The organism is Candidatus Defluviilinea gracilis (assembly GCA_016716235.1).
Taxonomy (GTDB): Bacteria; Chloroflexota; Anaerolineae; order Anaerolineales; family Villigracilaceae; genus Defluviilinea; species Defluviilinea gracilis.
On the sequence record JADJWS010000001.1, the window covers coordinates 1,929,026 to 1,942,766 of the forward strand.

The window sequence follows — 13,741 nt, forward strand, 5'->3', positions numbered from 1 at the left end:
TATGCGGTACTGCCAGCGTTGACGATGGCGTCGGCTTGTTTATCCTATTCCGTTGACTTGCAGATCAAACAAGGTATCCGAATCGACATCATACTTGAATTGAAAAAAACAATCGCCGCCATCGAGCACCATAACAAACTCCTCTCGCCAATCGATATCAAAACTACTGCAAAAGAAATTGGCGTAGACGATTCGCTTTTCATCCAGAACGATGCCGATGTATTGGCGGTTGTACTCATCGAGTCTTTCCCAAACAGGCGTTCCTTGCTCATAAAAGCGATCTGAATTTTCTTGCAGGAAAACGGCTACGCCATCTTCAAGGGCAAAGACGCTCTCTTGAGCAGGCGTCCAATAGTCAGCGGTATGACCACTCGTTGTTACCCAACCAGCGACGCCTAATTTTCTTGCTTGTTGTTCAGGAAAGATCGTCCAGTGTTCGCCCTGTAAATTCTGAGCAGGGGAGGAACATGCAACAATAAGGTGCAACGCGAACGCAATATAAACGAAACAAAATGTAATTCGCCTGGCAATCATGAGAGTGTCACTCCTGTATGTTTTATTCCAACGTCAAATTTCCTAGCCACCTGACACTTTTCTTTTTTTGGGCGCTGAGAAACACAGATGAACGCGGAGGTTTCAAAAAAACAAGCAAACATTGATCAGCGTTTTCAGCGTTCACGCCGCACTGGCGCTCGGCGCAAGTGTCTGGGTCCTATTTTTAGAACTATCAGGTAGGCAGCAAATTTCCACTTTGATCGAATGAAAAATACGGATTGTACGCCACCTCCCACAGAAACCCATCGGGGTCGGCAAAATAAGAACTGTACCCGCCCCAAAAGACCTTCTGCGGTTCTTTCACGATCTTCACGCCTTTTGATTTCAAGTCCGCGATGATCTCGTCCACTTCCGTTTCGCTTCTTGCGTTGTATGCCAATGTGAACCCTGCAAAGCCGCTCCCTTTTGCGGATGTCAACGCATCTTCTGCCAACTTCTCGCGCGGATAAATCGTAAACACAACGCCTCCCGCCTGAAAAAAAGCGACATCGTCACTGCTCGCGCTGGCTGGCTTCCAGCCGAGAGTTTCCTCGTAAAATTTTTTCGACTTCTCGAAATCCCTCACGCCCAAAGTGACAAGATGTAAACGTTGTTTCATGACCTGACTCCTCGATGCTGGATTATCCCACGGCGCGATGCCACGCTTGCCCGCTTGTTGCTTTATGCAAAGTGAGAAATAAATTCGCCAGGCGAAAGAATCTTGATTTTTTGATATTCGCCAATCGTCAGCAAATGGTTGTCGCTTGATATGATAAAGGATGCATTCCCTGCAATCGCGCATTCGATAAATTTATCATCATCAGCATCTGCGTGAACCATTTTCAACTCTCCGGGTATTTCAACCTGTTCCCCATATTTACGAATATCGGCAACGACCGTGTGGATTTGATTTTCTGTATACTTGAATTTTTCGCGTAACTTTTCAGTGAGCTCAGCCAGCATCGGATTGCAATACACAGATCGAATTACCCCAGTCCGCGCCAACAGCAGGCAATGATAGGATTTTCCTTTCCACAATAGACCCGAAATCATTGCGCTTGTGTCGAAAACAACGCGATCCGCCATCAAGCCTCATGCAAAATATCGCCGACCAATTTTTCGCGTTGCTCTTCGTTCAAACGATCCCAGTCCATGCCGCGTTGCAAGGCAATCTCTCGAATTCGGTCATCGCCGTATTCAAGCAATTGCTCCAGCGAGTCCATTTCGGGAATCAAGACGCGCAAAAGGGACTGTTTGACGGCGGGTGATAAACGCCGCACCCATTCAACGAGTTGAGGTTCGGGGACTTCAAGCGTGACAGTTTCCATGTCAATACTCCTGATGCTGTGAATTATACAACTGTTTTATCCCGCGTCCCACGGAGCGACTCCGCGCCTGCCCTCGCCTCTCAACGACCTTTGAATTGCCTCGCCCAACCCTGGCAGGACCTCCCCTGTTGCCGCCAGCAGACCGAAGCACCCCGCGATCATCATATCCCCGAACGGGACAGAAAAATACGGTCGCAGACTCCCCCTCTCCCTGTGGGAGAGGGTAGGGGTGAGGGAGAACATGCTCCGCCTCGGTCCCGTCACCACCACATCGAATTCATCCTTCCCAAACTCAAACACCTCATCGGTGTACATCAACGCGCCATGACCCATGTCATTGAAGACATCTTCGTGTTTCAAGGAACCATCTGCAAGTTTATGAATCAACTGTTCGAGTTTCTGCAAATCAATCTCGCCCGTGTGATGCTCAAAGACTCCCTCGATCCCCTTTTTGCCCAGACGAAACGCCAGCGTGTGGAAGTTGCCCACGTTGCAAATGATTTTCTTTTTCCGCGCAGTCACTTGAGGATCAAAGTTTGCTCCAAACACCGCCGCGGGAGCCGTATCCATCACCACCAGCGGACATGGCAACTCTCCCGCCGAATCGACAACCGATTGCAAGCGCGTCATTATTTTTGGAACATCGTGTGATAAATAAGCAAACGCAGAAAGTGAGTTCTTGGCTTTTATTCTTTCATCCAAATAATCAAACCGAAACTGCCGATCCGAAACCCCCGCAGGCGCATTGCCATGATCGAACACCGCCACCGCGATTGCAGATAAGTCATCAAGTGAAACACCATAATCCCTGAACGTCTTGGAAATCAACTCAAAATCAAAATCCCTCAACTCCAAACTTTCCACTTTCCACTTTAAACCTTCAACCTCATCTTCTCCAACTATCTTTATCCCCAACGCCTCCACCTTCTCCAACTCATCATTGATCGTCGTCGCCGCAGACGGGGTCATGTACACGGGAATCCCTGCCCGCGCGTATTCTTCGATTGCCCACGCCGAAGGACCGCCTCCCATTTGATGCCCGGTGAGCAGGATCGGGGTCCGCGAAAGAAGCGACTGCTTGAGGCGGCGATGAACCATCATGGTCGGCGAAGGCAGGACGAGTTTGAATCCGTTCTCGAGGTCGAGATTCGAATCGTAGAGGAAAATATCCTGCGTGCCTGTGCCGATGTCTACTGTGAGAATTTTCATATTGCCCGTAAGACAAACTTCAGTTTGTCGTTACACCTCGATTCCCAACCACATCCGAATGAAATACCCGATGATGAATGAGAACAACGCCACGCCGAGACTCAGCCCCGCCATCTCCAAAAACCGCGCGCGGAATGATTCATCTTTCGCCACTGAGATGTAGTAATTGAACGCGGCGATGATGATCACGGCGGTGGTCAATGCCCATGCCAGATCGAAAAAATAATTTTCGAACAAAAGATATGGGAGGATAAGCAGGAAGACTGTGCAGATGTAGGCGATACCCGTGTAGAGCGCAGCGCGGGCGGGATTCTTGTTTGTGTTCTCCGAACGCGTGGAGAGATATTCGCTCGCCGCCATAGACATCGCCGCCGCGATGCCCGTGATCAAACCCGAAAGGGCGATCAACTTCACGTTTTGCAGGGCAAGCGTAAGTCCCGCGAGAGCGCCGGTGAGTTCCACGAGCGCGTCGTTGAGTCCCAGCACCACCGAGCCTGCGTATTCGAGTCGCTCCTCGCTCAACATGGCGATCAACTGTTCCTCGTGTTCGTCTTCCTCGTGTTGAATCCGCGCCGCGTCTGGGATGACCTCCGCGACGGATGCGTAATTCTTTTGCGCCTTCTCCTCGCCGCGTTCCATGAGTTTGACGCCAAACGTGTACCCGAACACGCGGCTGACGAAGTAATACCACCACACTTTGAGCCATTGTGGCTGGACATCAGCGCCGCTGTGCTGTTTCCATTCATTGTAATGACGCAGTTCGTCCTGCGAGATTTTTCCAGTAGCCTTGCGTTTTCAGGCGACTTGATCCGTTTCGCAAGCCTGCTATAAATGTGATATTCGGTGATCTCGGCGCGTTGAAAATCCAATATTTTTTGTTGCACGTCTGCAGAAAGTTGCATGGTCGTCTCCTTGAGGCTGTGTTTGTATTGTAAGCCATTTTATAACGGATCATATGTAGCCATATATAAGGGTGGGCAGTGTTGCATCTAGGCTTGTAACTCTTTATTAACGACCCTCCTCTTGAAATTTTATCGAACGTGTCATATTATGTTAAAAACCCGATCGGGAGGTACAGATCGAAGACAATGCCCGTGTTGCAAATCAAGAAATTATCGAACAGTTCATTCATACTGAGTGATTTTGGCAGTTTGTGACGGCGCAAAACTTTTCTTAGGCAGTCAGGAGAAGTACTGTAGGCACATCATATTTGTTCCAAACGGAGAATTCAATGAGACCCTTCAAATCGAATCCTTTTCTACTCTTCATTTTTATCCTAAGCGTGACGGCGTATGCCTGCGGAGGGGCTCTCGCCGATCCAACAGCTACCAGCACGCCAAATCCTACAGCCACCCAAACGCTCGTTCCAACAGCCACCGCCACGGCGACCAACACCCCTCGCCCTACCCGCACTCCCAATTTGGCGGCGACCCAAAAAGCGGAGGAGATCCTCGCGGAAGCGCAGAAATATGTGGAAGAGGGCTATCTCTCCAGCGCGGAGGGAAGTTTCAAAGAATACGATGATTTCCGCGAAGAATGGGCGCAACTTGGGTGGTATCAGCGCTGGCACTTTAGTGAAAAGGCACAGAACTTTTCCCTGAGCGCGCACTTGAAATGGTCGAGCGCGTATCGAAATGCGGATATCTCAGGGTGCGGTTTTGTGTTCGCCGCGCAGGACAATGGCGATCACTACGCGGTTTTTCTTGACCGCACACAAGTGCTTATGCTCTATGCCGACCTTGCTGCCGGATTCTCCCGCCGTGTCGGTGTAACCAGCGGCACTGGGCGCGTGAAGTTCGATAATCCCGCCGACCAGCCCGTCGAAGCTGATTTCACGCTGGTAGTCAACGATGGTATCGCCTACGTGCTTGTCGATGATGCCATGATCGGCAAATACACTCTCTCGCAAAGCAAGAACCTGAACGGCAATCTCGGCCTTACACTGCTTTCCGGCACGAATAAGGATTTCGGCACTCGCTGTGAAATGACAAACATCCACGCATTCTATCCGGATAACTAAACCCATTCGAAAAATTCCCGCCTTCTCGCGCTCACGAGGAGGCGGGCGCTTTCATCACAACATAACATTCCTGCCGGCATGTTTCCCTGTGCAAACGGGTGATGCGGCGGTATCATTTCCGCATGTCTAATCCCGCGCTCGCGGAAGTTCTCGCAAGTTACGTCCCAAAACTGATTCAAAAACGCATCGTTGCCGACTCTGTTCCCATCGACTCGCCGGCGACGGAGGAGTTTCAAGCGGCAGTTTTATTCGCCGATATTTCCGGTTTTACCCTGCTGACCGAACGCCTCGCCGAAAAAGGGCCGACCGGCGTCGAGAGTCTGGCGCGCATTCTCAACGAATATTTCGGGCAACTGATCGACATCATCCACGAATATGGCGGAGATGTGGTGAAGTTTGCCGGCGACGCGGTGATTGCCGTCTGGAATATCGCCTCAGACGACGGGACGGCTGGCTCGCCCACCCGCGCCGACCAGTGGCAGTGGACGATGCGCGCCGCCGAATGCGCGCTCAAAGTCCGTGAGAAGCTCACCAACTACAAAGCTGAAGACCAAAACCTCTACCTCAAACTTGCGGTCAGTATGGGGAACATCACCACCTCCCACGTGGGGGGCGTGTTCAACCGCTGGGAATTCCTGCTCACCGGCAACCCGCTCGTGGAAGTGGGCATCGCCAACAACCTCGCCCAAGCCGGCGAGATACTCATCACACCCTCCGCATGGAAGTTGATTCGCAATGACAGCATTGGCGGACCTATCGAATTTGAATTGAAAGAGACAATAGCCCAGGGCGGGCGGCTGGATGGGCTGAACAAACCATCTTCGATCTTCAACATCCCAGAAAAACCGACCATTCCCGGCGGCGTGGAAAATTCCCTGCGTCCTTATATCCCCGGCGCGATCATCAACCGTCTCGCCGCCGGTCAAACTGCGTGGATCGCCGAACTGCGGCGCGTAACCGTGCTGTTCATCAACCTGCCCGACCTCGATCAAACTTCCAAACTGGAATTTGCTCAGGAGATTGCCCGCCTGCTCCAGCGTTCGGTGTATCGCTACGAGGGTAGTATCAACAAAATTAACGTAGACGATAAAGGGATCACGCTGGTTGCCGCCCTGGGCTTGCCGCCGTTCTCGCACGAAGACGATCCCGCGCGCGGAGTGCAAGCCGCCCTCATGATCCGTAAAGAGCTCAACGCGCTCGGCGTGCGCAGTTCCATTGGCGTTGCTACGGGGCGTATTTTTTGCGGTTCGGTGGGCAATGAAGAACGCCGCGAATATACGACCATCGGCAATGCGGTGAATATGTCGGCGCGGTTAATGGGCGCGGCGAGGCTTCAGGATGAGATCATTGGCGAGCACAAGATACCCATCCTATGCGACCGCGCCACCTACGACAGCGCAAAAGACGCGATCGAATTCCAAACGATCAGGCCCCAACAGGTCAAAGGTCGCGTGGAGCCGGTGGAAGTCTTCCACCCGTTGGACGTGAAGCGCAGTATCATCCGCTCGAAGACCGAACTGATCGGGCGTCAGGATGAAAAGATTCTGCTCGGCAACGCCCTGCAAGAACTATCGCGCGGCGCGCCGCGCCAGACGATCGTGTTTCAAGGCGAGGCGGGAATCGGCAAATCGCGCTTGTTCGAGGATTTGATTCGCCAGGCTGAAACCCTGCGCGTAAATCTGTTTCGCGGCGAGGGCGATGCCATCGAAAAAAACAGCCCCTATCACGCCTGGAGGCCCATCTTTCACCGCATCCTCGGCGTGGATGAGATCACCATACAACAGGAATTCAGCGACGATGACCGTTCGCTGATTCATACAAAAGTAGTCGAGACGCTCACCCGCGTCGACCCCGATCTGGCGCGTTACGCTCCGCTTCTCGACGTGCTGTTGCCTGTTCCCATCCCGGATAACGAACTCACCTCCGCCATGGCGGGCGAAATTCGCGCGAGCAACACGCGCGAATTGTTGACGCGCCTGCTCAACCAGGTGGCGAGCGATGCCCCGCTCTTGATCGTGATAGAGGACCTGCATTGGTTCGATTCGGCATCCTGGGCGTTGCTCGTCGATGCGCAACAAAAAGTGCGCCCGCTTTTGCTGACGTTGAATACCCGCCCGCTTGCGGAACCCCTGCCTGAAATTTTCAAACAGATCCTCGCGGCGCCGGGCGCGCGCTTGATTCGGCTCGAAGCCATGCCGCTCGATGACGTGGAGGCGCTGGTCTGCCAGCGGCTGGGCGTGCGATCCATACCGCCCGCCATTGGGAGTTTGATCCGCGAAAAGTCGGAGGGGCATCCTTTCTTTGCCGAGGAACTGGCGTATGCTTTGCGCGAGAGCGGCTTCTTAATCGTCCGTGAGCATGAGGCGACGATCAACGAATCGTTCACGAACTTCTCCGAATTAACCCTGCCCGATACGCTCCAAGCCGCCATCACCAACCGTATCGACAGCCTCGACCCCTCGCAACAACTTGCCCTCAAAGTGGCGAGCGTGATCGGTCGCATATTCGCCTTCCGCGTGCTTCAAGCCGTGTACCCGATCGATTCGGACAAGCCCGCTTTGCGCGAATATATGGAATCGCTGACGCGCTTGAGCCTCACGCTGGTCGAATCGGAAACGCCCGACCTGGCGTATATTTTCAAGCATGCGGTCACACAAGAGGTGGCATACAACTTGATGTTGTTCTCCCAACGCCGGCAACTGCATCAATCGGTGGCGGAGTGGATCGAAACCAGCAATGAAGGCAACCTTGATTCGTATTATCCCCTGCTTGCTTATCACTGGTCGCAAGCGGCTGAAACGCCTGAAACCTCGCGGAATCATCAGATCATCGAGAAAGCGGTGAAATATTTGGATAAAGCCGGCGCGCAGGCAGTGGAAAATAATGCCAACCGCGAGGCGATCCAATTCTTCAAAGACGCGCTCACCTGGGACTCGCGCCTTCCCAAACCTGCCGGCGCGAACGAAACCCGCGACCGCAAAGTGAAACGGGCGCGTTGGTACGGGCAGATCGGGCTGGCGTATTACGGTTTGGGGCTGTTGCCGGATTGCGAGAAAAATATCCGCGAGGCGTTTCGCACGCTGGGCAAGCCATTGCCGAAGTCGCCGTGGCAGTTTGCCCTGGGGTTGATCGTGCCGGTCATCCGCCAGATTTTTCACTGGTATGTCCCATCGCGGATCGGTTCGGCGCGCGGAAGCGAACGGGGCGCATCCCTGGAATTGGCGCGGTTATATGAATTGATCGGCAGAATGTATTTTTATGCGAACGAAACCCTGCCGATCATGTACTCGATCTTGCAGTTCCTCAACTCGGCAGAGAAAGCCGGCGCTTCACCCGAACTGGCGAACGCGTATTCGGGGATGGCGGTGCTGTCCGGGTTTGCCCGCTTGCACCCGCAGGCGGAGCGATACGTGCATCGCGCGTTGACCGTGGCAAATGAGGTCAACCAGCCGTCGAACCTCATTACGGTCGGCGTGGTGACCAGCGTGTACCGCGTGAGCGTGGGGCAGTGGGATGAAATTCGCAAACAGGTGACCGCCTCTAAAATGCTGTGCGAGGAACTTGGCGATTCTCGCCAGTGGGGCGATAGCACGGTCTTGCTGGCAGAGAGCGCGTATCTTGCCGGCGACATCGACTTTGGACTGAACCTCCAAAAAGTGTTGCTGGACGATGCGCGGAAACGCAACAGCCCGCTTCATATCGAATGGGGGCTGGCTGGGGTTGCGGCAAACAGCGTGAGGTTGGGGAACGAAGCGGAAGCCATCCCGATGCTGGAGGAGGCGTTGCAGATCCTTGAGAAGATTCCGAACCGCGCTTCCTCCATTAATACGAATGCCCAATTTGCCCTGGCGCTCTTGAAGACCGGCGATACGCGAAAGGCGAAATTGCACGCGGCGGAAGCGCTCAGGCTGGCGAGGGGAAGTTCGCCGACCAATTACGCTATGCTCATCGGGTTTTCCGCCGCGGCGGAAGTCTATTTCACGTTGTGGGATGAAACGCTTCGCGCGCGCGACGGAATGGTTGACGCCGCCGACTTGAGGGCTTCCGCCGAAGAAGCGCTGACCCTGTTGCATTCCTACAAAAATGTTCTTCCGATCGGTCAGGCATATTTTGGATATTTCAAAGGCTGGCGCGAATCATTGATCGCGAAACCAAACGTCGCGATGCGATCGTGGTTCAAAGCGCTGGAGGCGGCGGAGAAATTTCATTTGCAATACGAGGAGGGAATCGTGCGGGTGAAATTAGCGCAACACTTGGAACGCGGACCCAGCCGCGCGAGCCGAACATCTGGCGCGGGCGCAGCGACTCTTTGAGGCGATGGGGGCGGCGCGCGAATTGGACGGCGTTCGGAAACTTATGGGGTGATCACCACGCGCACATCGCCGGTGAATTTTTCCAGATCATCGAGTCGCTGATTGATCTTTCCCGCATCGAGCGGTATCACTTGCGACACCACGCGCGAGGTATCCAGAATCCCTCGCCGCGCCCACTCCACGAGCAGAGGCAACTCGCTCAGCAGATGATCGTTCGAGCCGATGATCTCCGCTTCTTTGCCGAGCACCTGCGCGTACGTGTTGATCGAGATCGGTTGTTGATTCAATCCCACCATCACGGCGCGTCCCAGATTGCCCACAGAGTCAATCGCCTGCTCCATCGTCTTCCGCAAACCGATCATCTCCACCGCAACATTCACGCCCCTGCCCTTCGTCAACTTGCGGATCTCCTCCACCGCGTCGGCGCGGCTCGCGTCGATGGGAATCGCGTCGTATTCAGAGGCGAGTTCGAGTTTGTCGCGCTGGATGTCCACCGCGTAGACTTCGACCGCTCCCATCGCTTTTGCCAACTGGATGGCAGACAGACCGAGTCCTCCCACGCCGAAAACTGCCACAGTTTCCCCAGCCTTGATCCTGCTTTTGGTTAACGCGTGCAGGGCGGTGGCTGAGGCGCACATTAACGTCGCGCCTGCCTCGAAAGGAATCTCGTCGGGCAAGTGAATCGCGTTCCGCGCAGGGACGGCGATGTACTCCGCGTAGCCGCCATCCACATGATGACCGAGCATCTTCACCGAGTCGCAGAATTGCTCGTTGCCCGTACTGCAAGAATAACAATCGCCGCATGTGATGTTGTAATGCAAACAGACGCGCTCGCCCACTTTGACGTTCGTCACTTGCGAGCCGATCTTTTCCACCACTCCCGCAACCTCATGCCCAAGTGTGATCGGCATGAATCCCATGGCAGAACGCCCGGCGCGATAATGCGCGTCGGAGTGACAGATCCCCGCCGCGCGCACGCGCGTGAGAATTTCGCGTTCGCTGATGTTCGGGATGGGAATCTCCTGCAACTCGAGCGGTTTGCCAGTTTCCACCATCCGCACTGCCTTCATCATCGCAACTTTCACATTAATCTCCAGTCTCCAGTCTCCACTTTCCTCCCCTCCGTTTCTCCAGCCTCAGACCACCAAATTGCCAATTACTAATTTTCCCATAGTTCACTTATCCCCTCGCCCATCCCGCAATCACACGGATATCCTCCGGTGTGGTGCGGCAACAACCGCCGATCATGCGCGCGCCCGCTTCATACCAAACCCGCGCCTCTTCTCCAAACGATTCGACAGCCGCATGCCCATCCCAATCGTTTTTGGCCGCATCGTATCCTTCGCCCAGGTTAGGGTAGACCAACATAGGTTTGCTGGTGAACCGCTTGCCCTCGCGGAGCAGTGACGAAACATACTTTGGCGATGTGCAGTTAATGCCCAAGGCCGCGATCTGCGGATGTCCCTCAAGCAGTTTCACACAATCGGCAAAGGATTGACCTTCGGAAATGCGCACCTCATCCCGCGCGGAAAAACTGAGCCATGCGGCGATGTTCGGAAATTCATCGAGAAGTTTTACGATTGCCCGCGCTTCGGTCAGGGAAGGGATGGTTTCACACGCCAGCAGTTCGGCGCCCGCTTCGACCAGCGCTTGCATGCGCCCGCGATGGAAATCCATCAACTCGGTTTCGCTCAACCCATAGTTGCCGACGTATTCCTCGCCATTGGCAAGGAACGCGCCGTACGGTCCCACCGACGCGGCAACGAACGGCTTTGACCTGCCCGCGCGATTCGATTCTTTCGCCCAAAATTCATCCCGCGCCGCTGTTGCGATCCGCACAGACTTTTGAATCAACGCGATGGCTTCTTTTTCATTCAAACCGCGCCGCTTGAATCCCTCCACGGTTGCCTGATAACTGGCGGTGATGGCGCAATCTGCGCCCGCGTTGAAATAATCGTAATGCACTTGTTGAATCGCCTCGGGGTGTTCGAGCAAAATTGTTGCCGACCACAGATCGTTCTTCAAGTCGTGCCCGCGCCGTTCCAACTCGGTGGCAAGCGCGCCGTCGATGACGAGAACGGGATGATGATGTAGGATGGTGTCAATAGGATTCATACAAGGATTTCAGTATAGTTGCGCTCGCCGTGTTTATATTGCGCATGAACCCTTGCGCCACTCGATCATTGCAAGGCGAATGCCACATGCGAAGGGTTCACCAATACCAGCGGCACATGCAGCGGGGTCATCTGCGGCAGGAACGGGTTTGAAATCTCCGCCTCGTACAGCGACATCCACGACACGCGCGACACTTCAAGGCTTTGCGACATTTCAGTCTGAGTCGAAATGCGAATCTTCCCCTTCATCAAAAACGTGCCCGCCATCACCACAATATCCTGCATCTGGCGGTTTATTTCCGAAGCGTCATAATCCAGCGGCTCATCGGATGGCGGCAGCGGATGGAACGCCGCCAACTCAGACACGGGAAAATAAATCTCCTCGAATGACATCATTTTGGCTGGGCTTCCGCCGAACACCAAAGTCTGCGGCTTCAACACATGGATATGTTTCGGCGCGCCATCGGTGCGCAACCAGATATTCACGCGCACGCTTTGCTTTGTCACCACATCCCCCCGAATGAACGACATGTTCGAATATAGCATCACAGGGGCCGATTTTTCATCGGGTCTTAAAATATACATGGCGCCTCCGAGTTTATTGGATTATACACTTGCCCGCCCCTCCAATCCCGGCGTATACTCGGATTGACCCTTATGGATGACCGCAACGGGCGACCCTCGCCTCTTTCCCCCATTGACATCTGCCTCGCCCTCCTCATCGGACTCGCTGCCCTCGCCTTATACATCCGCACCCTCGCGCCTTCGTTATTATGGGGAGATTCCGCCGAATTCCAGACTCTTTCCTACACCCTCGGCATGACTCACCACACGGGCTACGCGACTCAGATCATCTTCGGAAAAATCTTTACCCTGATTCCCATCAACGGCATCGCATGGCGCGTCAACTTGATGTCTGCGTTTTTCGGCGCGTTGGCGGTGGCAAACACGTTCCTCATCGTCCGCTTGTTGACTGGTTCACGCACCGCCGCGACTTCCGCCTCGCTCGTCCTCGCCCTCACCGACGGATTCTGGTGGCGCGCGCTCGTCGCCGAATCCTACGCTCCCGCCGCAGGGATGCTGGCAACGGTGTGGCTGTTATTTCTTTTGTGGAGAAGCACAGGTAAACCGCAATATCTTTTCTTGTCGGGTTTGGCAGGCGGATTAAGTTTAGGTATTCATAGTACGGTCGTGATGACAGGCGCGTCCGTGCTGGCAGTGATGGCGTTCACCGCCCGTAAACGCGCGGAGTGGTTCAGCGCGGCGGCGGGAGCGACCCTGGGCGTGGCGCTCTTCCTCGGATTCTTTTTCTTCCTCGATTACAACGACCCGCCTTCGAGCGTTCACAATGCGGTCTTCCGAGTCAACTTGAGCGCGGTGGGATTGACCGAAGACGAATACGATTCTGCTTGGGATCGTTTCAAGTTCATCTTCCCTGCCAACCGCGCATCGTCGTACTACTTCACCGCCACATCTACAGACATGCGCGATAGACTGATCGAATATGTTTCGTATTTTCCATGGTGGCAGTTGACTCTCACCATCATCGGAATCGTTTGGTTGTTTTTCGGCGGCAGATGGCGCGAGGGACTGTATCCACTGATTGCGTTCATTCTCATTTGGGGACTCGCTATCACGGTTTCATTTTCGATCTATCGCGAGTTTTATGTGCCGGCGGCGGTCGTCACGTCGGTGTGGTTCGGCGCGGGGGCAGGCGCGGCGCTGTCCGCGTGGGAGAGGTTGACGAAACTGAACCAGCCGTCCCTGCGAATGACGCGGGTTCTCATCTCCATCGTATTAATTATTTTGCCCATCTGGAATGCGCGGCAAGATTTGAGTCTCGCGATCCAAAAAGGTTTTACATCGTTCATCCGCGATAATCATATCTATCCCGTGTTCGCGCCTGATAAAGCCATCCGTGAGGCGAAACGAATTATCAACAATGTTGAAGACAACGCAATTGTTTTTACGAATTGGGATAAACTGTATTCGTACATATACACCGCGCAGATCGAGGAAGGCAAGATGGATATTTCTTTTCACGAGGTTCTCGATGAAGGAGATCAAATTTTGCCGACGACGCTGATGAAATACATTGACGCGAACATTGACACGCGCCCGATTTATTTTGCCATTGATGTTCCTGAACTTTCCGAGTTGTATCAAGTAACAAAAATTAACGACACGCTGTATCGAATCAATAGAAAATAACATGTTTAAGTT

11 protein-coding genes and 1 pseudogene are annotated in these 13,741 nt (G+C 54.0%); 3 read left to right on the forward strand and 9 right to left on the reverse strand.

From position 1 onward, the window contains the following. Window positions 1-39: 39 nt before the first annotated feature. The 6 genes and pseudogenes from IPM31_09075 to IPM31_09100 form a co-directional block, all read right to left on the reverse strand. On the reverse strand, window positions 40-534 hold the full coding sequence (locus IPM31_09075; GenBank protein MBK9007132.1) for a hypothetical protein: 495 nt from the start codon (window positions 532-534) through the stop codon (window positions 40-42). Window positions 535-727: 193 nt separating this feature from the next. After that, window positions 728-1,153 carry a VOC family protein gene (locus IPM31_09080; GenBank protein MBK9007133.1) on the reverse strand — a complete coding sequence of 142 codons (426 nt, stop codon included), beginning with the start codon at window positions 1,151-1,153 and terminating at the stop codon, window positions 728-730. Window positions 1,154-1,215: 62 nt separating this feature from the next. Beyond that, window positions 1,216-1,620, reverse strand: a complete 405-nt coding sequence (locus IPM31_09085; protein MBK9007134.1) for a putative toxin-antitoxin system toxin component, PIN family — start codon at window positions 1,618-1,620, stop codon at window positions 1,216-1,218. Then, window positions 1,620-1,862, reverse strand: coding sequence for a hypothetical protein (locus IPM31_09090; protein MBK9007135.1), 243 nt, complete (start codon window positions 1,860-1,862; stop codon window positions 1,620-1,622). The genes IPM31_09085 and IPM31_09090 overlap by 1 nt, the downstream gene beginning before the upstream one ends. A gap of 36 nt (window positions 1,863-1,898) precedes the next feature. Then, window positions 1,899-3,071: a DUF1786 domain-containing protein gene (locus tag IPM31_09095; protein ID MBK9007136.1), complete on the reverse strand. Its 1,173-nt coding sequence runs from the start codon at window positions 3,069-3,071 to the stop codon at window positions 1,899-1,901. A 30-nt stretch (window positions 3,072-3,101) separates the two neighbouring features. Further along, window positions 3,102-3,973, reverse strand: a pseudogene (locus IPM31_09100) (VIT1/CCC1 transporter family protein). A gap of 329 nt (window positions 3,974-4,302) precedes the next feature. Between IPM31_09100 and IPM31_09105 the strand changes: the two are divergent. Both IPM31_09105 and IPM31_09110 read left to right on the forward strand, forming a co-directional pair. Then, on the forward strand, window positions 4,303-5,091 hold the full coding sequence (locus tag IPM31_09105; GenBank protein MBK9007137.1) for a hypothetical protein: 789 nt from the start codon (window positions 4,303-4,305) through the stop codon (window positions 5,089-5,091). 122 nt (window positions 5,092-5,213) lie between these two features. Beyond that, on the forward strand, window positions 5,214-9,404 hold the full coding sequence (locus IPM31_09110) for an AAA family ATPase (protein MBK9007138.1): 4,191 nt from the start codon (window positions 5,214-5,216) through the stop codon (window positions 9,402-9,404). 41 nt (window positions 9,405-9,445) lie between these two features. On the opposite strand, the gene IPM31_09115 is transcribed toward IPM31_09110, so the two are convergent. From IPM31_09115 to IPM31_09125, 3 genes are all read right to left on the reverse strand, one after another. Further along, window positions 9,446-10,474 carry a zinc-binding dehydrogenase gene (locus IPM31_09115; GenBank protein ID MBK9007139.1) on the reverse strand — a complete coding sequence of 343 codons (1,029 nt, stop codon included), beginning with the start codon at window positions 10,472-10,474 and terminating at the stop codon, window positions 9,446-9,448. 109 nt (window positions 10,475-10,583) lie between these two features. Continuing rightward, a complete protein-coding gene (gene mmuM, locus IPM31_09120) occupies window positions 10,584-11,519 on the reverse strand; it encodes a homocysteine S-methyltransferase (GenBank protein MBK9007140.1) in 936 nt (311 codons plus the stop codon). Window positions 11,520-11,584: 65 nt separating this feature from the next. Beyond that, window positions 11,585-12,103 carry a hypothetical protein gene (locus IPM31_09125; protein ID MBK9007141.1) on the reverse strand — a complete coding sequence of 173 codons (519 nt, stop codon included), beginning with the start codon at window positions 12,101-12,103 and terminating at the stop codon, window positions 11,585-11,587. Between the two features lie 72 nt (window positions 12,104-12,175). Here IPM31_09125 and IPM31_09130 point away from each other — a divergent pair, with 72 nt between their 5' ends. Then, complete coding sequence (locus tag IPM31_09130; GenBank protein MBK9007142.1) at window positions 12,176-13,729, forward strand: DUF2723 domain-containing protein; 1,554 nt, start codon at window positions 12,176-12,178, stop codon at window positions 13,727-13,729. The last annotated feature ends 12 nt before the right edge of the window (window positions 13,730-13,741 follow it).